The sequence below is a fragment of the Helicobacter pylori oki112 genome, assembly GCF_000600085.1.
In the GTDB taxonomy this organism is placed as follows: domain Bacteria; phylum Campylobacterota; class Campylobacteria; order Campylobacterales; family Helicobacteraceae; genus Helicobacter; species Helicobacter pylori_CY.
The window spans coordinates 995476-1014728 of the sequence record NZ_CP006821.1 but is presented as its reverse complement, the minus strand read 5'-3'; the positions used below and the strand labels follow the sequence as shown (position 1 = coordinate 1014728).

20 protein-coding genes, 4 tRNA genes and 1 pseudogene are annotated in these 19253 nt (G+C 38.4%); 9 read left to right on the top strand and 16 right to left on the bottom strand.

Annotation, left to right across the window (positions count from 1 at the left end; translation table 11 throughout):
* Positions 1-16: 16 nt before the first annotated feature.
* From HPOKI112_RS04790 to HPOKI112_RS04775, 4 genes are all read right to left on the bottom strand, one after another.
* Positions 17-104, bottom strand: a tRNA-Ser gene (locus tag HPOKI112_RS04790).
* Positions 105-153: 49 nt separating this feature from the next.
* Positions 154-228, bottom strand: a tRNA-Cys gene (locus tag HPOKI112_RS04785).
* Positions 229-301: 73 nt separating this feature from the next.
* Positions 302-388: transfer RNA gene (locus HPOKI112_RS04780), tRNA-Leu, on the bottom strand.
* Positions 389-429: 41 nt separating this feature from the next.
* Positions 430-504 (bottom strand) — tRNA-Gly (locus HPOKI112_RS04775).
* Positions 505-817: 313 nt separating this feature from the next.
* Here HPOKI112_RS04775 and HPOKI112_RS04770 point away from each other — a divergent pair.
* The 8 genes and pseudogenes from HPOKI112_RS04770 to HPOKI112_RS04735 all read left to right on the top strand — a co-directional run bounded on the left by HPOKI112_RS04770 (position 818) and on the right by HPOKI112_RS04735 (position 9660).
* The gene (locus tag HPOKI112_RS04770; RefSeq protein WP_025276991.1) at positions 818-1195 is read left to right on the top strand and encodes a RidA family protein; all 378 of its coding nucleotides are present in this window, start codon (positions 818-820) and stop codon (positions 1193-1195) included.
* A gap of 22 nt (positions 1196-1217) precedes the next feature.
* Positions 1218-2450, top strand: a complete 1233-nt coding sequence (locus HPOKI112_RS04765; protein WP_025309873.1) for an NAD(P)/FAD-dependent oxidoreductase — start codon at positions 1218-1220, stop codon at positions 2448-2450.
* Between the two features lie 40 nt (positions 2451-2490).
* Complete coding sequence (locus tag HPOKI112_RS04760; protein WP_025309872.1) at positions 2491-3843, top strand: alanine/glycine:cation symporter family protein; 1353 nt, start codon at positions 2491-2493, stop codon at positions 3841-3843.
* 6 nt (positions 3844-3849) lie between these two features.
* Complete coding sequence (alr, locus tag HPOKI112_RS04755; protein ID WP_025309871.1) at positions 3850-4983, top strand: alanine racemase; 1134 nt, start codon at positions 3850-3852, stop codon at positions 4981-4983.
* A gap of 67 nt (positions 4984-5050) precedes the next feature.
* The gene (locus tag HPOKI112_RS04750) at positions 5051-5827 is read left to right on the top strand and encodes an amino acid ABC transporter substrate-binding protein (RefSeq protein WP_025309870.1); all 777 of its coding nucleotides are present in this window, start codon (positions 5051-5053) and stop codon (positions 5825-5827) included.
* Positions 5811-6524, top strand: coding sequence for an amino acid ABC transporter permease (locus tag HPOKI112_RS04745; RefSeq protein ID WP_025309869.1), 714 nt, complete (start codon positions 5811-5813; stop codon positions 6522-6524). The genes HPOKI112_RS04750 and HPOKI112_RS04745 overlap by 17 nt, the downstream gene beginning before the upstream one ends.
* A gap of 67 nt (positions 6525-6591) precedes the next feature.
* Positions 6592-8017, top strand: a pseudogene (locus tag HPOKI112_RS08475) (DUF262 domain-containing protein).
* 260 nt (positions 8018-8277) lie between these two features.
* The gene (locus HPOKI112_RS04735) at positions 8278-9660 is read left to right on the top strand and encodes an MFS transporter (RefSeq protein WP_080275996.1); all 1383 of its coding nucleotides are present in this window, start codon (positions 8278-8280) and stop codon (positions 9658-9660) included.
* Between the two features lie 161 nt (positions 9661-9821).
* On the opposite strand, the gene HPOKI112_RS04730 is transcribed toward HPOKI112_RS04735, so the two are convergent.
* The 11 genes from HPOKI112_RS04730 to recR all read right to left on the bottom strand — a co-directional run bounded on the left by HPOKI112_RS04730 (position 9822) and on the right by recR (position 17678).
* Positions 9822-10064: an outer membrane beta-barrel protein gene (locus HPOKI112_RS04730; RefSeq protein ID WP_025276110.1), complete on the bottom strand. Its 243-nt coding sequence runs from the start codon at positions 10062-10064 to the stop codon at positions 9822-9824.
* 98 nt (positions 10065-10162) lie between these two features.
* Positions 10163-10648, bottom strand: a complete 486-nt coding sequence (locus HPOKI112_RS04725) for a GNAT family N-acetyltransferase (protein ID WP_025276109.1) — start codon at positions 10646-10648, stop codon at positions 10163-10165.
* Between the two features lie 97 nt (positions 10649-10745).
* A complete protein-coding gene (locus tag HPOKI112_RS04720; protein ID WP_025309868.1) occupies positions 10746-11501 on the bottom strand; it encodes a 7-carboxy-7-deazaguanine synthase QueE in 756 nt (251 codons plus the stop codon).
* A gap of 2 nt (positions 11502-11503) precedes the next feature.
* Positions 11504-12106 carry a 6-pyruvoyl trahydropterin synthase family protein gene (locus HPOKI112_RS04715; protein ID WP_025276984.1) on the bottom strand — a complete coding sequence of 201 codons (603 nt, stop codon included), beginning with the start codon at positions 12104-12106 and terminating at the stop codon, positions 11504-11506.
* A gap of 3 nt (positions 12107-12109) precedes the next feature.
* Positions 12110-12769, bottom strand: coding sequence for a hypothetical protein (locus tag HPOKI112_RS04710; protein WP_000041798.1), 660 nt, complete (start codon positions 12767-12769; stop codon positions 12110-12112).
* Complete coding sequence (gene surE, locus HPOKI112_RS04705; protein ID WP_025276106.1) at positions 12766-13569, bottom strand: 5'/3'-nucleotidase SurE; 804 nt, start codon at positions 13567-13569, stop codon at positions 12766-12768. The genes HPOKI112_RS04710 and surE overlap by 4 nt, the downstream gene beginning before the upstream one ends.
* Positions 13566-14477 carry a polyprenyl synthetase family protein gene (locus HPOKI112_RS04700; RefSeq protein WP_025276105.1) on the bottom strand — a complete coding sequence of 304 codons (912 nt, stop codon included), beginning with the start codon at positions 14475-14477 and terminating at the stop codon, positions 13566-13568. Before HPOKI112_RS04700 ends, surE begins: the two co-directional genes overlap by 4 nt.
* 15 nt (positions 14478-14492) lie before the next feature.
* A complete protein-coding gene (gene folE, locus HPOKI112_RS04695) occupies positions 14493-15035 on the bottom strand; it encodes a GTP cyclohydrolase I FolE (protein WP_025309867.1) in 543 nt (180 codons plus the stop codon).
* Complete coding sequence (gene htpX / locus HPOKI112_RS04690) at positions 15036-15986, bottom strand: zinc metalloprotease HtpX (RefSeq protein ID WP_162148109.1); 951 nt, start codon at positions 15984-15986, stop codon at positions 15036-15038.
* Positions 15955-17100, bottom strand: a complete 1146-nt coding sequence (truD, locus tag HPOKI112_RS04685) for a tRNA pseudouridine(13) synthase TruD (protein ID WP_025276102.1) — start codon at positions 17098-17100, stop codon at positions 15955-15957. Before truD ends, htpX begins: the two co-directional genes overlap by 32 nt.
* Positions 17097-17678 (bottom strand): recombination mediator RecR, encoded by a 582-nt coding sequence (gene recR, locus HPOKI112_RS04680; RefSeq protein WP_001099598.1) that lies wholly within the window; start codon positions 17676-17678, stop codon positions 17097-17099. The genes truD and recR overlap by 4 nt, the downstream gene beginning before the upstream one ends.
* A gap of 161 nt (positions 17679-17839) precedes the next feature.
* On the opposite strand from recR, the gene HPOKI112_RS04675 reads away from it, so the two are divergent.
* Positions 17840-18046 carry a 2-hydroxymuconate tautomerase family protein gene (locus HPOKI112_RS04675; protein WP_001115888.1) on the top strand — a complete coding sequence of 69 codons (207 nt, stop codon included), beginning with the start codon at positions 17840-17842 and terminating at the stop codon, positions 18044-18046.
* Between the two features lie 67 nt (positions 18047-18113).
* Here HPOKI112_RS04675 and hopJ read toward each other — a convergent pair whose 3' ends face one another.
* Complete coding sequence (gene hopJ, locus HPOKI112_RS04670; RefSeq protein ID WP_025309699.1) at positions 18114-19217, bottom strand: Hop family outer membrane protein HopJ/HopK; 1104 nt, start codon at positions 19215-19217, stop codon at positions 18114-18116.
* Positions 19218-19253: the final 36 nt, after the last annotated feature.

The window sequence follows — 19253 nt, the reverse complement described above, 5'->3', positions numbered from 1 at the left end:
AAAGATTTTAATCAAGTGGCCGGGAGAGAGGGATTCGAACCCCCGGAGGTATGACCCTCAACGGTTTTCAAGACCGCCGCTTTCAACCACTCAGCCATCTCCCGCTATTTTCATAAAAGTCCCTTACAAAAGTCCCTAAATGACTACAATAAATGGAGGCGACACCCGGATTCGAACCGGGGAATCAAGGTTTTGCAGACCCATGCCTTACCACTTGGCTATGTCGCCTTAAATTTAACAATAGCACATCTATTGAGATAACAAAATCAAACCATGTTTAATTTGGTTTAATTTGCAACGATGGTGCCCAAAGCCGGACTTGAACCGGCACGGTATTGCTACCGAGGGATTTTAAGTCCCTTGTGTCTACCAATTCCACCACCTGGGCAAACTAAATAGAAACCATGCTCTAGAAGTTAAATCAAAATATGGAGCGGGAAACGGGGATCGAACCCGCGGCCCCGACCTTGGCAAGGTCGTGCTCTACCACTGAGCTATTCCCGCACTCTTTATTCAAAAAGACGATTGTTATTGTATCTAAACTCAATAATAAAAGTCAAGGGCTTATGAAAAATTTCAAAACTGATTTTAAAACCAATCAAAACAGCCAAAACCCCTTTTATTTAAAAAATGAACAATAATGTTTTGAGTTTCCATTCAAACAAAACCCGTTTAAGAATTTCTAAATGTGGGTAAAAAATATACAATACCTTATAATAAGATGAAAATTCATGGCGTTTTGCGCTCGTTTTTTATTTCTTTCTAATTTGATTGCATAATAATAGCTGACATAACACATCATATAGGAGTTTCAATCATGAAAGAAGTCATCCATTCAACACTAGCCCCAAAAGCGATAGGCCCTTATTCTCAAGCTATCGCTACTAACGATCTTGTTTTTGTCTCTGGGCAATTAGGCATTGATGCGAGCACCGGCGAATTTAAAGGCGCGGACATTCATTCTCAAACCACGCAGTCAATGGAAAATATCAAAGCGATTTTAAAAGAAGCAGGGTTAGGCATGGATAGCGTGGTTAAAACGACTATTTTATTGAAAAGTTTAGACGATTTTGCTGTGGTGAATGGAATCTATGGGAGTTATTTTAAAGAGCCTTATCCGGCCAGAGCGACCTTTCAAGTGGCTAAACTGCCTAAAGACGCTTTAGTAGAAATTGAAGCGATAGCCGTTAAGTAATTCTATTTAAGGGACTATCAGCATGAAAAAAGAAGTCGTGATCATAGGCGGTGGGATTGTAGGGCTTTCTTGCGCGTATTCTATGCACAAGTTAGGGCATAAGGTTTGCGTGATTGAAAAAAGCGATGGCACAAACGGCACTTCTTTTGGGAATGCCGGGCTCATTTCTGCGTTTAAAAAAGCCCCACTCTCATGCCCTGGTGTGGTGTTAGACACCCTAAAGCTCATGCTCAAAAACCAAGCCCCTTTAAAATTCCATTTCGGGCTTAATTTAAAGCTCTATCAATGGATTTTAAAATTTGTAAAAAGCGCGAACGCCAAATCCACGCACCGCACCATGGCGTTGTTTGAACGCTACGGGTGGCTGAGTGTTGATATGTATCATCAAATGCTAGAAGACGGCATGGACTTTTGGTATAAAGAAGACGGGCTTTTAATGATCTACACTCTAGAAGAAAGTTTTGAAAAAAAGATTAGAACTTGCGATGACAGCGGCGCTTATAAAATCCTTAGTGCTAAAGAGACCAAAGAATACATGCCCGTTGTTAATGACAATATCTGTGGGAGTGTGCTTTTGACCGAAAACGCGCATGTGGATCCGGGCGAAGTGATGCACTCTTTGCAAGAATATTTACAAAATGTTGGCGTGGAGTTTCTTTATAATGAAGAAGTGATCAATTTTGAGTTTAAAAATAACCTCATTGAGGGCGTTATCACGCACAAGGAAAAAATCCAAGCAGAAACAATCATTCTAGCCGCCGGGGCTAACCCCACTCTCATTAAAAAAACCAAGAACGATTTTTTAATGATGGGGGCTAAAGGTTATAGCATCACCTTTAAAATGCCTGAAGAATTAAAGCCCAAGACCTCTTCTTTGTTTGCGGATATTTTCATGGCAATGACCCCACGAAGAGACACTGTAAGGATCACTTCTAAATTAGAATTAAACACCAACAACGCTCTCATTGATAAAGAGCAAATCGCTAACATGAAAAAGAATTTAGCCGCTTTCACACAGCCTTTTGAAATGAAAGACGCCATAGAGTGGTGCGGTTTCAGGCCCTTAACCCCTAATGATATTCCTTATTTGGGCTATGACAAACGCTATAAAAACTTAATCCATGCGACAGGATTGGGGTGGCTTGGTATCACTTTTGGCCCGGCCATTGGTAAAATCATCGCCAATTTAAGCCAAGACGGCGCGAATGAAAAAAATGCCGATATTATGCTTTTTTCTGCATTTTTTAGGGATTAAGGAATTTCTTTTTTAAACCCTAGTTTATTAAGGAGTTTTTATGGAAACGATTGATTCGGTGGTGCGTTATTTATCTAATTTTGTGTGGGGGATTCCCATGCAAATTTTATTAGTAGGCACCGGCTTGTTTTTAACCTTCTATCTTAGGGGTTTGCAATTCAGTAAGATTTTTTATGCGATCAAAATCCTTTTTGACAAAGAGTCCCAATCCAAGGGCGACATTTCGCAATTTTCCGCTCTCATGCTCTCTTTAGGGGCGACTGTAGGCATTGGGAGTATCGTAGGCGTAGCGACCGCTATCAGCATTGCAGGGCCAGGTGCGGTGTTTTGGATGTGGGTTACTGGGCTTGTTGGCATGGCGACTAAGTATTCTGAGGGGATTTTAGCGGTGAAATACAGGGAAAAAGGGGCGTTTGGATACAACGGAGGGCCTATGTATTACATCAAAAACGGCCTTAACATGCCCAAACTCGCCATGGCGTTTGCGATTTTTACGATTATTGCAAGCATTGGCACCGGTAACATGACGCAATCTAATGCGGTTTCTTCCATTTTAAGCGAACAAGCGAACTTGCCTAGTTGGGTTTCAGGCTTATTGCTCACGATTTTAACCGCTGTTATTGTCATAGGGGGGATTAAATCCATTGGTAAATTCACTTCTTACTTGGCTCCTATTATGGTGCTTTTGTATTTGATCGCTATCATTTATATTATTGTTAGCCATTTTGATTTAGCCATTCAAGCGATCAAACTCATTTTTGAAGAAGCCTTTAACCCTAAACCCGTTGTGGGCGGAGCGAGCGGCGCGTTGGTAGCGACAATGATAAAAACGGGCGTGGCTAGGGGGTTGTATTCTAATGAAGCGGGGTTGGGGAGTTCAGCCATTATTGCCGCAAGCGCTCAAACGCACCACCCGGTGCGTCAAGCCTTAGTGTCCATGCTCCAAACTTTTATTGTAACTTTAATAGTGTGTTCGGCAACAGCGAGCGTGATTTTAATGGTGCCAGAATACAACACCTTACTCCCTAATGGGGAAAAATTAAGCGCTAATTTGCTCACTCTAAAAAGCACGGAGTATTTTCTAGGCTCATTAGGGACGGTGGTGATTTTTACAACCATGATCTTTTTTGCCTACTCTACGATTATTGGTTGGGCTTATTATGGGGAAAAATGCACTGAATACGCTTTTAGTGAAAAAAAAGTGAAATATTACCGCTTGATCTTTTTAGCGAGTGTGATGGTGGGGGCTATGGCTAAAATTGATTTTGTGTGGAATTTAGCGGATCTTTCTAACGGGCTTATGGCTATCCCTAATTTGATCGCTTTGATTTTATTGCATAAAGTGGTTTATTCTGAAACTCGTTGGTATTTTAGCAAGCATTCTAACAAGTAAAATGACATGTTAAAAAGGGCGAGTTTTGTAGAAGTGAATACCGTTTCTCTAAGGCATAATTTTAGCGCAGTCAAAAGCATTGTCCCTAAAGACGCCCACATCATGGCGGTTGTCAAGGCGAACGCTTACGGGGTAGGGGCGATCAAAGCGAGTGAAATTTTTTTACAAGAAGGGGCTAATTATTTAGGGGTAGCGGCCTTAGATGAAGCTTTAGAGTTGCGTTCTCATTTCCCTAAAACCCCCATTTTGATCTTAGGTTATAGCCCTAACGCTAACGCTTCCATGCTAGTTGATAACGATTTGAGCGCTATGGTTTTTAGCCTTGAACAAGCGGAAGTTTTTTCTCAAATGGCTTTAAAAGCCAAAAAACGCTTAAAAATCCATCTCAAAATTGATACCGGCATGCACCGCTTGGGATTAGAACCTAATTTTAAAAGCATAGAAATCATTAAAAAAATCCGCGCTTTGAAGGGCTTGGAAATAGAGGGGATATTCACGCATTTAGGCAACGCTGACGCTAAGATTAAAACCCATGCTAAAAACCAAATGAAAGCCTTTAACGCTTTTTTAGAGCAGCTTTTAAATCAAAAAATAGAGTTTCAATACCGCCATGCCTACAATTCCGCCGGTATCCTTTCTTTGTGTAACGGGAATGAAAATCGTTTGTTAAATCTTTATCGCCCAGGAATCATGCTCTATGGTTTTTACCCTTCTAATGGAATGAAAGAAACATGCCCAACCATTTTAAAAAATGTTATCAGTTTAAAAGCTCAAATCGTTCAAATCAGAAGCGTTAAAAAAGGCGAATTTATTGGCTATGGCGAGCATTTTTATACCAATGAAGAGACTTTAGTGGGCGTTTTAGCTCTAGGGTATGCGGACGGGTTAATACGCGCTTTAGGCAATCGCATTCAAGTAGCGATCAATAACCAGTTAGCCCCCCTTATTGGCAAGGTGTGCATGGATCAGTGCTTTGTCAAACTCAATAATATTCAAGCCAAAGAGGGCGATGAGGTTATCTTGTTTGGGGATAAAAGCGCTAAGGCTAACGACGCAAGCGAAATCGCTACGCTTTTAAACACCATTCCTTATGAAACCATCAGCACCCTATCCAAACGCTTGGAGCGCGTTTATATTTAAAATCAAACCATGCAAAATTTTTATTTTGTGTTAGAATGCTTGAAAAAATTTAGGATTAAAATATAAAATGAAAAAAGTTTTATTTCTCTTTTTATTGGTAATAAGCTTTTTTGGGGGTTTTTTGAACGCTTCTAGCTTGTATGAAAGGCTTATTAATAAAGAAACGATCAGCGTTGGCACAGAAGGCATTTACCCCCCTTTCACTTACCATGATAAAGAAGGCAAGCTCACCGGCTATGATGTGGAAGTGGCTAGGGAGTTGGCTAAAGAGCTTGGCGTGAAAATCAAATTCCACGAAACTTCATGGGATATTATGCTTACAGGCTTGAAATCGGGGCGTTTTGATATGGTCGCTAACCAAGTGAGTTTGACGACTAAAAAACGCCAAGCGGCTTTTGATAAAAGCTTGCCCTATAGCTATTCAGGAACGATCATGCTGGTTAGAAAAGATGAAAACCGCATTAAAGACATTAAAGATATTAAGGGTTTGAGGGCGGCTAACACTTTAAGCTCCACTTATGGGGAAATCGCTTTCAAATACGACGCTCAAATCGTTTCGGTGGATTCTATGGCGCAAGCTTTGTTGTTGGTGGCGCAAAAACGGGCCGATTTGACCTTAAATAGTTCTTTAGCGATCTTAAACTACCTAAGCACCCACAAAAACAACCCCTTTAAAATCGCATGGGAGTCCAAAGAAAAAGATGGGGGCGCTTCCTTCGTCATCAACAAGCACCAAGAAAAAGCCTTAGAGCTTATCAACCAGGCGATGCAAAGATTGATAGATAAAGGGGTTTTAAAACGCTTAGGCGAACAATTTTTTGGAAAAGATGTCAGCCAGCCATAATCTGTCTTTGTTTTTTGAATCTTTAGATTTGAGCAAGGAGCGTTTGGAATTATTATTAGAGGCTTTCTACCCCATGCTAAAAGCCGCTTTTTGCATTTCTTTGCCTTTAGCGATCATTTCTTTCATTTTGGGCTTATTCATTGCGGTTTTTGTGGCTCTCATTAAAATCGCGCCCCCCAAACATTTCATTCATAAGGCTTTATTAGCGGGCGTGAATTTCTATGTTTCGCTCATTAGAGGCACGCCTTTATTGGTCCAAATCGTGGTGGTGTTTTATGGTTTGCCAGCCCTTGGGGTCTATATTGATCCAATCCCAGCAGGCATTATTGCGTTTTCTTTTAATGTGGGGGCATACGCTTCAGAGACTTTGAGGGCGAGCTTTCTTTCTGTCCCTAAAGATCAATGGGATTCAAGCTTGAGTTTGGGCTTGAATTACTTGCAAACCTTTTGGCATGTCATCTTTTTTCAAGCGCTCAAAGTCGCCACGCCAAGCCTGAGTAACACTTTCATCAGCCTTTTTAAAGAAACTTCTTTAGCTTCGGTGGTAACGATCGCAGAGGTTTTTAGAATCGCACAGCAAAAAGCGAACGCCAGCTATGATTTTTTACCTATTTATTTGGAAGCCGCTTTGATTTACTGGCTTTTTTGCTTGATTTTAGAAGTGATCCAAAAGCGCGTGGAAAAAATCTTAAATTAAGTTGGCTTAATCTAGTTTCTTTAATATTTGATTATAATACAGCTTGAATAAAAATAAGGAGATTTTCATGGGTGTGTTTTTGGATAGTAGCATTAAAGATGTGGTGGATGAATTGAATGTTCGTTATTTTTTGCCTGACATTCAGCGTGAATATGTGTGGCTCAAAAAAGCCGATGAAAAAAAGATAGAGCAACTTTTTGACTCCATTCTTAGGGGCTATCCTATTGGCTCTTTTTTATTTTGGAAATTACAAAAGGAAGATATAGCCAGGAGCGATGAACAAGATGAGAAGAAACTCAATTTCCAACTCTATAAATTTATTGAGAATTACGATGAGCGAAAACCTCACAATGAAAAAATCTGTATTGAACAAATCAAGCGCAATGATTTGTATATTGTCCTAGATGGCCAACAACGCTTAACCTCGCTTTATATTGGGCTTAAAGGCACTAGAACCCTCAAGAAAAAAAGGGCTAGAAACGATAACCCTAACGCTTATGAAGAGAAGCGTTTGTATTTGAATTTGAAACACCAGCCAAACATGGACAATCCAGAAGACAATTACCAATTTGAATTCCATTCAAGCGATATTAGAGAAAAAATGAATGAGTTAGTGGATGCTTTAAAAGACAAAGGTTTTCCAAATGTTGGGATGTTGGGCAAGACCAGGTGCTAAAAACCTGCTTGCTTCTAGTTGGTAGCAACACTGAGTTTAAATTAAAAAATTTTAATAAACCAAACATTAAAAAAATTGAAGAAAATTGGGAAAAAATTACAGAGAGCATCTATAACGCTACAAAACTATTAAAAACTTTTGGTTATGCCGGCTATCTGGGTTCAGCTTATATTCTATCCAGTTTAGCCTATTTTTATTTTTTAAAACAAAAAATGGATAAAAACGATGAAGAACAAGCCCTAAAATTTGTCCGCAACGCTCAAATCATGGGTTATTTTGGTGGATCAACGGATACAAAATTAAGTATCATCGCTCATAGCATCAAAGAAGCTCGCACTTTTGAAGCGTTCAACTACAATTTAGCCAAACGCCAAACAAGCCCTTTAAAAATCACTAACGATGCGATAGAAGAAATGATGTGTTCTAGTAGCCATGCTTTAGTCTTTCCTATTTTTTACAAATCTTATACCCAAACCTAAACTGCAAAACCACCACTTTTCATATAGACCATATTTATCCAAAGTCCAAGTTTAAAAAAAATAAAAAATTGGATAAAGATTTCTATGAGTGTGAGAATCATTTATACAACCTCCAACTTTTAGAAGGCCATAAAAACAGCACCAAAAAGGATAAAGACCCTGAGGTGTGGCTCAAAGAAGAATATAAAGATGAGCGAGACATAGAAGAGTATAAAAGAAAAAATTATATTGACCCTACCCTAAAATTAGAATGGGAAAATATCAAGGAATTTCGTGAAACAAGAGAAGAAGCTATCATTAAAACATTAAAAGAAGTGTTATTGCCTAAGTCTTCATAGGAGTGTTTTTTTTGGCTGATAGAATCAAGTAAAGCGTTTTGACAAAATGGGTAACAAAATGTAAAATCGTTTAAGTCATGCTTAATGATAAAAAAGATAGAATAAACCACTTTTTGAACGCTAATCAAATTTCATTTAATGCTTGTTATCTAAAAAATGCTCTTAAGGTGTAAGGTAGTTATATAAAATCAATCTTATCCATCTTAATTTCAAAATGACAAATTTAAAACAGGGCGATAGCCTTAGTGAAAGGATAATCAATAAAACATTTAGGTAAAAAAGAGATAAAAATCTTAGGATTATCTTCGCTTGGGGGGACTTTAGAGTTTTATGATTTTATTATCTTTGTATTTTTTACGAGTATCATTGCCAAGCACTTTTTCCCAAACACGCTTAGCCCTATTTGGTCTGAAATCAACACTTATGGTATCTTTGCTGCAGGCTATCTGGCGCGCCCGCTTGGCGGCATAGTGATGGCCCACTTTGGGGATAGATTCGGCCGTAAAAACATGTTCATGCTCTCTATTTTATTGATGGTGATCCCAACCTTTGCACTCGCTTTGATGCCAACTTTTAATCATTTTGTGAGTTTTGGCGTTGATAGCATGGGACTTAGCCTAAAAAACGCTCATTATCTTGGTTATATAGCTCCTGTTTTTTTGGTGTTTGTTAGGATTTGTCAAGGCGTTGCTGTGGGTGGTGAATTGCCTGGCGCTTGGGTTTTTGTCCATGAACATGCTCCGCAAGGCCAAAAAAACACTTATATCGGTTTTTTAACCGCTTCCGTAGTTTCTGGGATTTTGCTTGGGAGTTTGGTTTATATAGGGATTTACATGGTTTTTGACAAGCCTGTTGTTGAAGATTGGGCTTGGAGGGTTGCCTTTGGGCTTGGAGGGATTTTTGGTATCATTTCTGTCTATTTGAGACGCTTTTTAGAAGAAACTCCTGTTTTTCAGCAAATGAAACAGGACAATGCCTTAGTTAAGTTCCCGCTTAAAGAGGTGTTTAAAAATTCTCGCTTTGGCATATTAATCTCCATGCTTATCACTTGGGTTTTAACCGCTTGCATTTTGATTTTTATCCTTTTTGTTCCCAATTTTACCCTCATGCATCCCAATTTTCATTTCACTCCTTTTGAAAAAACCTATTTTCAAATTTTAGGACTTGTTGGTATTGTAAGTTCTATTGTTTTAACCGGGTTTTTGGCTGATAAAATCAAACCACACAAAGTTTGCATGGCTTTTAGTGTGGCCTTTGCTTTTTTTGGCTTTTTATTCTTCAAAGAATTTTATTCTAACGCGCCAAGTTTAGCAAATACCATAGTTTTATACTTTTTAGCTTGCTTTTGCGCGGGTATTATGAATTTTTGCCCCATTTTTATGAGCGATGTGTTTAGCGCCAAAATCCGTTTTAGCGGGATTTCCTTTGCCTATAATATAGCCTATGCTATAACCGCTGGCTTTACCCCTCAACTTTCAAGCTGGTTAAACGCAAAAGCTATAGCAGCACCTGAAAGCTTGCAAAGTTATGGTTTAAGCTTTTATATTTTTGTGGTTGCTTTAATCGCTTTTATCGTATCGCTTTTAATGGCACCAATTTACAATAAATCTAATACCCAACACGAAGTGTCGCCCACAGCATGAAGGATGCACAAACCTTTGAGTGATTCAATCAAAACTTAGCCGATAGCGTTGGTGGGTTTTGGTGATGATAAAATTTTTTCGTTTTGAATCTCATTTTGTTGTAAAACTCTTAAGGGGGTGGGGGGATATTATATTCCCCTCTGCAATCTCATTAAAATCCCCTAACCCCTATTTTTATTGGAGTAAGTGGTGATGAAATCCACCAACAATTCCACCCAACCGCCATAGCTCAATTGCTGGACTTTCTCACTGCTCGCTTTAGCGTAATTGTATTTGATGATGCCATAATAAGCCAACCCTATAAAATCATTAAAGTAGTTTTGATAGCCTATTTTAGCGTTAACCCCTAAAATAGGGCTTCTAAAACTTTGCGAAGCGCTTGAAAAATAAAATTTTAACAGCAAGCGTTTGTTTTAGGGTTTATTTAACATTAATTAGGTTGTGTTAATGAAAGTTTGGTAGGGAAATTATTGCTTGAGCATGTGTCAAATGGATGCGCCAATCAAGACAGAATCTTTTCCATAAAAAGAGTGGGGAAAATCAAAGTCTCTTCGCCCAACTCCACCACGCAATCCTCTTCTTTGATTTGCACAAAACCCAGCTTTTGATAGAGGTTGCATGCCTTAATCTGACTCTTGCTCACATGCAGAGAGATTTTAGTATAGCCTTTAATCAAAGCGTATCGTTCCACGCTCTCATAGAGTTTTTGACCCAACCCTTGGGATTGATAAGCGCTATTTATGTGGAATTTGCACAGCTCTGCTTCTGTTTGATTGATAGGATTAAGCCCGCAAATCCCAATGAGCTTTTTATCCTTTCTCATTCCAAAAAATTCTCCGCCATGCTCGCGTAATTTTTGAACGAACCCGCTAATGCTGGGCAAAAGATCCAAGCGTTGGACAAACCCTAAAGGGTTATCAGCGATACGCTTGGCATAAAATTCTTCTAATTCAGTGAGGTATTGGGGTGAAAAAACTTTGATGGTCATGATTTCCTAACTTCCAAAGATAAAATGATCCCTTAATGAATGTAATGATAACAATTTTTAGCTTAAAATAATAACGCTTTGTATGATATGATGGATTTTAAAACCCTTTTTGATTATCCCACAAGCGGATATGAAGCCTATCGCTCAGCCTGAAACCATGCTTTATGGCTAGGGGGGCTAGGGTTTTTAGATTTTTGTCTAGCTCGTTGTTATTTGTGCCTAAGGGCATTAAAAAGATTTCATTATTTTTTAAGGAGAGTTGTTTCAAAAGGCTTTGAATTTCTATAATAGATTGAGCGGCGTTTTGACTCTCCAATACGAATTTAAAATGCGTGCTTTTAGCGTTATTTAAGATATTTTGCAAGGCTTTAAGGTTGATCCGCTTGCTTTCTTCCTCTAAAGAAAAAGAGAGTTTGACGCTTAGAGTGAAATGCAATTCTTTTAAAATAGGGCTAAATTCAAAAAAAATAGAGCCGTTACTCTCTACACATAAAGGGATTTTTTGGCGATAAAAATGCTCTAAAACGCTGATTAAAATAGGGTTATTAAAATACAAACTTGGCTCCCCGCCTGTAAGAATGAAATCAAAATGTTTATAATTAGGGGCTAAACTCTCTAATCGTTCAATCAAAGGTTTAGGATCGTTGTAATAATCCCAAGATGTTTTGAATTTAGGATGCACCGCATACAAACTATCGCAACCTGTTAGAATTTCATCATTCAATATGGTTTTACAATTAAAGCCCTTACACGAAAGATTACACCCCCCTAAGCGTAAAAAAAGACTGGGCTTGCCTATCCTTTTTCCTTCACCTTGTAAGGAAAAAAAGCTCTCAACGACCGGGAGTTTCATTTTTAAGGGATCTGGTGTAAGGGTTTAGCGTGGAAAAAGCATTGTTTTTCATCGCTGATGATTCTATTAAAAAAGTCCTTATCGTGCCACAAATTTTGAATGCCTTGCGAGAAAGAGACGCAATTTGGATGCACTAAAGATTTAAAATGAGGGTTTTCTAAATCTTTTAAAAAGCTTTCAGCGTAGCCGTTTTTAGTCTCATGCACGCGCACGCTAGAGACTTTTAATTCCCCTTCATTATTAGAAAAAACGCTTTTTTGTAAAATCCTTGTCAAGTAGTATAAAAACATGAGAGCGTAACTCTCCGCGCTCAAATTAAACGAGCATTTCACATAACGAACGCAATGATTTTCTATAAAACGCTGGAATTCATCGCTTTCTTTGTCCCAAAAATGATGGGCATGATCAAACGACTCAATGAAAACTTGCATTTCTTGTTGCATCAGCCCAAAATCTAACGCCATGTTCGCGCTATCTAAGCGGTTGGTCTCAATAAAAACCTCCACTTCATAATTATGCCCATGGATATTTTGAGCGCATTTTAAAGAAGAGCAATTGCGCACCACATGGCTAGCGCAAAATTTATACAATCGCCTGATAACCATCACTCATTGCCTATAACATGGCTGATAAAGGGGCAGTCTTAAATTGTAGTAGTAGCGTTCAGGGCGGTTAAAATCAATGCGCTTGATCGTGCTTTTAATCAAATCCCTATAGAGCATTTGATAGCCGCAAGTCCTTCCGCTCACGCTCCCATCCACATATAAAACCCGTTTTTGCAACACCACATCATACCAATCCAAAATAAAATGCGAATTAGCACTCATCAAAATTTGCTCGCTAAAGCCATTGATAGCGTAATAATCCGTAGGGGTTTGAGAGCAATAAAACTGCCCCCCAAGAAAATAACAAGGCTTATTGACTTGATCGATCAGTTGGTAATTGTATTGGTAGAATGGCACAGCCGAGATGTTACGGACAATGCGCGCATAGATCACATTTTTTGCTTTATCTAATGGGAATTCCGCTTGCGTGAAGACATTGTAAAAGCCTAATTTTTGCAATTCATAAACAATCACATTGATATAATAAGAAGTCATCGCATCGCTTCTGTCATAAGCCACCACGATAGTGGAATTATAGTTGAACAAATAATCCCCTGTAACTTCTGAATAATACCCCATGTGCAAGCGGTGCTGGCATGCGCTAAAGAAGAATAGAACCCCAACAATTAGCCCTAAAAAAGCCAAGCGGTGATTTTTACTCACTTTAACATTCCCTTATGCCAAGATTCCAAATTTTTCAAATCATCATAACTGGTTAAGTCTAAATTTAAAGGCGTGATAGAAGCAAGGTTTGAAGCAATAGCGTCAAAATCAGAGAGTCTGTCTTCATTTTCGCGCTTTTGCCATTCTAAAGGGTGTAACCCTAGCCAAAAATAGCTTTCGTTTTTGGGGTCTGTGCGCTTATGCACTTCTTTTTTATACAGCCTATAGCCTTTAGGGGTGATGCATTCGCCCTTATATTCTTGTAAGGAGCAATTAGGGACATTCACATTTAGGAGTTTGCGCCCTTTTAAAGGGTAGCCTTTGGTGAAGATGTTTTGGACTAAATCCTGGATGATCTTTTGAGCCAGATCAAAACTTAGGGGCGTGTTTTTGTTTTTGTTAGAAAGGATTTGAGAAATCGCAATGGAAGGCACGCCCTGAATGGTGCCTTCAATCGCTCCAGCCACCGTTCCCGAATAAATCGTGTCTTCGCCCATGTTAGATCCAAGATTGATCCCTGAAATCACTAAATCAAAAGAGACATGTTTGAAAAGCTCATTGATCGCTAGATACACGCAATCGCTTGGCGTGCCATCATCAATCCTATAATGCCTGCCTTCTTTGCCCTTAATTTTCTCCGCTCTTAAAGGTGCAGTGATGGTGATGCATTGCGAGCATGCGCTTTTTTCATGCTTAGGGGCGACCACATAAATTTCTGCCATTTCTCCTAAAGCTTGTTCTAAAGCTTTAATGCCTTTTGCATGGTAGCCATCATCGTTGGTGAGTAAAATTTTTTTCATGTCTTGCCTTTAAATAGAGTGTTCAATAATGCGTTCAAATTTTCTTGCAATAAAGGATAAGCGGGTTTTAATAGGTTTAAATCGTTTAAAACTTCTGTTTTTAAAGTTTGAGCGTAATCATTCGCCTTTTCTAGCCCCAATAAATTCACAAAGCTGTTTTTAACGCCGTCTAAATGAGTGGTTTTACCGCTTTCTTCTTCATCTTGCGTAACATCTATAATATCATCTAACACTTGAAAACAAAGACCCGTTTTTAACCCGAAAGCCTGAAGCCATTTAAAAAGCTCTTCATCTTTAATACCGCTCGCAACAAGCCCCATCATCAAGCTCGCGCTAATCAATTTAGCGGTTTTATGCTCGTGTAAGAAAGTGAGCTGTTCTAAATTTAAGGGCGTGTTTTCAAAATAGCAATCCAAAGCCTGCCCTAAAACCATGCCTTTAATCCCCCCATTAACGCTTAAGATTTTGATCAATTCCACAATAATATGGCTTTCTAGTAAAGAGCTTGAAAGCAATTCAAAAGAGTAAGTGTTGAGCGCATCGCCGATTAAAACGGCTGTGGTTTCATCGTATTTAGCGTGTAAAGTGGGGTGGTTTCTCCTTAAAGCGGCGTTATCCATGCATGGTAAATCGTCATGGATGAGCGAATAGGTGTGCAAGCATTCAATGCTTAAAGCGATTTTAAAATATTCTGTTTGTTGGTTAGAATAATCTTTTTGACCCACTAAAGAGCAAAGCACGGCTAAAAAAAGCTTAGGGCGGAACCTTTTACCCCCATTAAGCACCATTTCAAAAAAGGCTTTTTCCAAATAAGGGTGGAAGCTTTCAAGGTGTAAATGATGGTGGTTTAAAAAGCTTTCAAAACGCTCGCATTCATTATAGTAAAAGGATAAATTAGGGTTATTCATGCACAGAATTATAACCTAAGATTTTAAGAGTTGCATAAATTCAGCTCTGGTTTTAGGGTCTTTTTTAAAGAGGCCTCTTAGAGCACTTGTTTTAATGATCGCATTTTGCTTTTGCACCCCTTGCATGCTCATGCACAAATGCTTGGCTTCACAAACCACGATCACGCCCCTTGGCTCTATGATTTCATCAAAGGTCTCGGCAATTTGGGTGGTCAGCCTTTCTTGGATTTGCAAGCGTCTGCTATAAATTTCAATGAGTTTAGCGATCGTGCTGATGCCTACAATCTTTTCTTTAGGAATGTATCCTAAACTGATATTCCCCAAAAAAGGGAGCAAATGGTGTTCGCAAGTGGAGTAAAAATCAATGTTTTGAGCCACTATCATTTCATCGCAAACGCCTTGGAAATACGCGCTTTTTAAAGCCACTTTAGGATCTTCTTTATAGCCTTTATACAAGAATTTCCATAATTCTTGAACCCTTTTAGGCGTCTCTTTCAAGCCCTCTCTGTTTTTATCTTCGCCGATATTTTCAAAAAACTGGTTGAAAAAATTTTCCATTTAAACAAAACGCCTTGATAAAGATTGGATACGATTTTTAATGCTAGGGTGGGTGCTAAACATTTCAGCGTTAAAAAGATAAGCCGCCGATCGGGTGGAGTTCTGATCTATGCCCTTGTAATCGTTGTTCGCATAGTCGTTAGAAATTTTTTGTAAGGCTCTAATCATGGGCTTATTGTCATGCATTAAAAACGCCGCCCCGCTATCGGCCATGTATTCTCGTGTGCGGCTCAAATACATTTGCAAAAGGAGCGTTAAAAAAGGCAAAACGATCTGTAAAACTAATAAAATCATTCGGGCTAAATTCGCCCCGCTATTCTTGCGATTCCCCATGAAAAAATACACGCTAAAATTAGCCGCTAACAGCATGATATTGCTTAAAATCCCCACGCACATGGTCAAGCGAATGTCGTTGTGCCTGATGTGGCTGAGCTCATGAGCGATCACGGCTTTTAATTCATCTCTATCCAACCTCTCTATTAAAGCGCTTGTAAGAGCGATAAGGGAATTGGATTCATTCCACCCGCTCGCAAAAGCGTTCATGTAAGGGGCTTTAATGATATAAAGCTTAGGCTCAAAATGAAGCTTAGCCTCTTCTAAAAGCTCTAACAAAAGGCGATGGATTTGGTTTTCTTTAGAGCTTAAAACCTTGCTTGGATCAATAAGCTTGTATTCATCACCGCTTAACATGATGGAGCTAAAATTTTGGATACAAACAACAATAATGACAAAAGCCACTAAAAACATAATCATGGTGATTGCAGGAAAAATTTGAAAAGTCATGAGTTTAAAAAGGGCTATGCCCAAATCATTAGCGTTGATTCTAATAGCATCCACCAACAACCCGATAAAAGCAAAAATCACGCAATAAGTCGCTAAAACCGCGTTCGTTTTGAGCCTGTTTTGTGCGATAATCTTTTCAAAATTCGTCATTATTTTCTCCTTTCTCATGCTTGATTTCTTTGAGCAACGCACTCGCATAACTCCCTTTAGGCAAGTAAAATCCCAATTCAAATTGCGCTTTTTCTTTGATATATTGAGAAGTTACATTTTCTGCAAACACCCAAAAAAACCGCCTAGAGCCTAGCGTTTTAGCATGGCTACTTAAAAGGTTATGCTGGAATTCTTTTTCAATTTCTAAACTCAAATTTTTTGCATAAAGAGCTTTTTTGCCGTCTAATAACCCTGTAGGCGCAGCTTCTTTTTTCAAAAACCTTTCGCTTTCTTTTTCTAATTTTAAAGCGTCAAAAAACTTCCCATAAGGGTAATGGCACATCACATCGCCTTCTAAGATTTTAAAGGGGTGGGCTTGGTTTTTAAGGGTTTTTAGAGTGTTTGAATCAACATTTAAATCTTTTTGTTTAAAAAATTCCAAATTTTCTTTTAGGCTAAAAGAGCTAATGATTTTACTGATTTCTAATCGTTTGCTTAAAAGCGCGTTAAACAAATAACTTTGATAGCTTGAAATTAAAAAAGCGTTTAATTTTTGACGGGCGAATTTCGTTTGATTTTGTAAGATTTTTAAACCCTCTTGGTGGTTGTCATTGAACTTCCCAAAGCGCTGCGATCCAAAATAATTAGGCATGCCAAACCGCACGATTTGTTCTAAAACCTGCTCCGTTTTTTGAGCGTTTAGGGGGGTCATTTTTTTAAAACGCATAAAAAAGCGATTCCCCTTTAAATGCCCTAATTTGATTTTATTATAATGGTAGTTCAAAGACAGGATTTTAAGGTTTTTTTCTTGAAAGTTGCTCGTGTTTTTTTCTAATAAAGGGGCGTATTTTTTAGGGAGTGAGATGAATTGAGTCGTCAGTGCGTTTTTATCTTTCAAGCCCGCATAACCCAATTCAGCGATTTTTACCCCTAAAATTTGAGAAAAAATTTGAAGCATTTCTAAAGTGCTTAAACCGCTTTTTCTCACTTGAATAACGGCATGTTCGCCTGTGTTGCTAAATTCATACAAAGGCACTTCATGCACGCAAAAATCCCTAGCACTAGAATTGAAATGAAAATCAATGCTCGCATGGTTATAAGCATGCAATAGGGGCATAAAGTTTAAATTCATGCTTTGATCCTTGAATTAAACGCCCTTGAGAGCGAAACGGAGTCAATGTTTTCAAAATTCACTCCAGTAGGCACGCCTTGAGCGATTTTGGTGAAAGTGAGGTGGAAATGCTGTAATTTATCTTCAATATAAAGCATTAAAGAATCATTAGCCAAAGTGGGAGGGAAAGCAAAAATGATTTCTTTAATGTTTTCTTCAATCAGGCGTTTTTCTAGGGCGTTAAAATCCACTTCTTCTATAGAGTTTAACACATAATAGCGCCCTAAAAAATCCTTTAAGTCTTCTAAAATAAACACATCTCTTGGGTGTAAAACCATGCAAAGCTGAGAATTTTGCCGGCTCTCATCAGAACAAATCTCACAAACCTCACTCTCGCTGAGCGCGTTACAAGATGCGCATGTTTTAAGGTTTTCTAGGGCGTTCTCTAAAGCGTGCGTGATTTTGAGCGCCAGATAGGGGTTTTCCAAACCCAAATGATATGCCATTTTAAAGGCGGACTTTTTACCCACATTGGGGATTTTTTCTAAACAATCCACTAAATTTAAAAAGTGATTCAAGCTGTTTTTATAAGTATTCATTCTGTTAGTATATCAAACTTAACTTGACTTGAAAGCCACTAAAAGGGCTTTTATTGTTTTTTATTTTATTGTTTTTTAAAAGAGGGTTTAAGATGAAAAAGCGTTGATGAAGCGTTTAGATAAAAGTGTTATAATACGCTATCTCAATTTTAAGGAATAACATGCCGTTTATCAATATCAAACTTGTGCCAGAAAATGGAGGGCCAACAAACGAGCAAAAACAGCAATTGATTGAAGGGGTTTCAGATTTGATGGTTAAGGTGTTAAACAAAAATAAGGCTTCTGTTGTGGTCATTATAGATGAGGTGGATTCTAATAATTATGGTCTTGGGGGCGAGAGCGTCCATCATTTGAGGCAAAAAAACTAAAGAGTTTTTGAAATTCAAAGATTGCGATACGCTAAAACATGTAAGGGGGTGCTTATTTTCTACCCCCCTAAAAACTATAAACATAACTCACATTAAACACCACAAGGCGTTTAAAAAAGAGGGAAGTGTTTAGCCCTTTACCATGCGTTTCATAAAAGGAATTCACCGCTAAAGGGATTTTCAAGCCCATTTCAAAGCCGTTATGCCTATTGACATTCACACGAACCCCAAAATTCAAAGGGATCTGGAAAAAACTCGTGTGCATTTTAGCTTGATAATTGGTCAAGTAATTGTTGATAAAATCCGTTTCATTCACCCACATGCTCAAACCACTCCCTACCCACGAACTCCCCGCTAAAGCAAAGCCCGCATAAAAACCCACGCTAGAATGTTTTTGCGAATTATCAATGAAATTGAAAAGATAGTCTATCCCAAGCCCATAGAGGTGGTTATTCATTTTGCCTAAACCATCAAAGCCGTTGCCCACAAAACCAAAATTAGTGTAACCATAGTCATAGAACAAATAATAGCGAAACCCTTGATTTTTTTTCTTGGTGAAGAAATGCTTATAACCCACATTCAAAGTTACCCCATACATGCTTGAAATGTTTTTAGAATAAGAGTTAAGATCAAGCGCGTTTAGGGAATTTGAAATTGCAGCGATTTGAGAAGATAAAGAAGAAAGCATACGGTTTTGAGATTGAGAAAATTGCAATTCTAAATTTTTTAAGTTTTCTTCAAATTCTAAAGGGTTAGTGGTGGGTTCTTGTATTTTTTCTAACGCTTGGGCTAGTTTAGGGTTAGATGCAACGCCACCGCTAAGCGTGACGATTTTTTCAATGTTTTGAAGGGTGGATTGGAGGTAGTATTGTTCGGCTTGCATTTCAGTGGGGGTTAATTTAGCATGGTTTTTTAAAGCGTTGTTGATGTAATTAAAGGTGTTTTGCATGTTTGTGATTTCATTTTTAACTTGATTGAGTTTATAGATTTGGTTTTGAGCGTTAGAAATGATTTGGATGCGTTCTTGATTCAAAAAGGGGTTATTATGCTCAACGGCATGACTAATGGAATATTCAAAACCCACGCTCGCATACGCCCCATTTTCTTCAGCGATACAATAAGATAAAAATAAAGGTAAAAAGAATGATGAATGTAATAAGGCTTTTTGCATGGGTTGATCCTGCTATGAATTAGGCTTGTTAAAAAT

What these genes read in the sequence shown, in the direction of transcription:
- HPOKI112_RS04770 (WP_025276991.1), top strand. Translation starts at nt 818, where the DNA reads ATGAAAGAAGTCATCCATTCAACACTAGCCCCAAAAGCGATAGGCCCT.
- HPOKI112_RS04765 (WP_025309873.1), top strand. Translation starts at nt 1,218, where the DNA reads ATGAAAAAAGAAGTCGTGATCATAGGCGGTGGGATTGTAGGGCTTTCT.
- HPOKI112_RS04760 (WP_025309872.1), top strand. Translation starts at nt 2,491, where the DNA reads ATGGAAACGATTGATTCGGTGGTGCGTTATTTATCTAATTTTGTGTGG.
- alr (WP_025309871.1), top strand. Translation starts at nt 3,850, where the DNA reads ATGTTAAAAAGGGCGAGTTTTGTAGAAGTGAATACCGTTTCTCTAAGG.
- HPOKI112_RS04750 (WP_025309870.1), top strand. Translation starts at nt 5,051, where the DNA reads ATGAAAAAAGTTTTATTTCTCTTTTTATTGGTAATAAGCTTTTTTGGG.
- HPOKI112_RS04745 (WP_025309869.1), top strand. Translation starts at nt 5,811, where the DNA reads ATGTCAGCCAGCCATAATCTGTCTTTGTTTTTTGAATCTTTAGATTTG.
- HPOKI112_RS04725 (WP_025276109.1), bottom strand. Translation starts at nt 10,648, where the DNA reads ATGACCATCAAAGTTTTTTCACCCCAATACCTCACTGAATTAGAAGAA.
- HPOKI112_RS04720 (WP_025309868.1), bottom strand. Translation starts at nt 11,501, where the DNA reads ATGAAACTCCCGGTCGTTGAGAGCTTTTTTTCCTTACAAGGTGAAGGA.
- HPOKI112_RS04715 (WP_025276984.1), bottom strand. Translation starts at nt 12,106, where the DNA reads ATGGTTATCAGGCGATTGTATAAATTTTGCGCTAGCCATGTGGTGCGC.
- surE (WP_025276106.1), bottom strand. Translation starts at nt 13,569, where the DNA reads ATGAAAAAAATTTTACTCACCAACGATGATGGCTACCATGCAAAAGGC.
- HPOKI112_RS04700 (WP_025276105.1), bottom strand. Translation starts at nt 14,477, where the DNA reads ATGAATAACCCTAATTTATCCTTTTACTATAATGAATGCGAGCGTTTT.
- folE (WP_025309867.1), bottom strand. Translation starts at nt 15,035, where the DNA reads ATGGAAAATTTTTTCAACCAGTTTTTTGAAAATATCGGCGAAGATAAA.
- htpX (WP_162148109.1), bottom strand. Translation starts at nt 15,986, where the DNA reads ATGAGAAAGGAGAAAATAATGACGAATTTTGAAAAGATTATCGCACAA.
- truD (WP_025276102.1), bottom strand. Translation starts at nt 17,100, where the DNA reads ATGAATTTAAACTTTATGCCCCTATTGCATGCTTATAACCATGCGAGC.
- recR (WP_001099598.1), bottom strand. Translation starts at nt 17,678, where the DNA reads ATGAATACTTATAAAAACAGCTTGAATCACTTTTTAAATTTAGTGGAT.
- HPOKI112_RS04675 (WP_001115888.1), top strand. Translation starts at nt 17,840, where the DNA reads ATGCCGTTTATCAATATCAAACTTGTGCCAGAAAATGGAGGGCCAACA.
- hopJ (WP_025309699.1), bottom strand. Translation starts at nt 19,217, where the DNA reads ATGCAAAAAGCCTTATTACATTCATCATTCTTTTTACCTTTATTTTTA.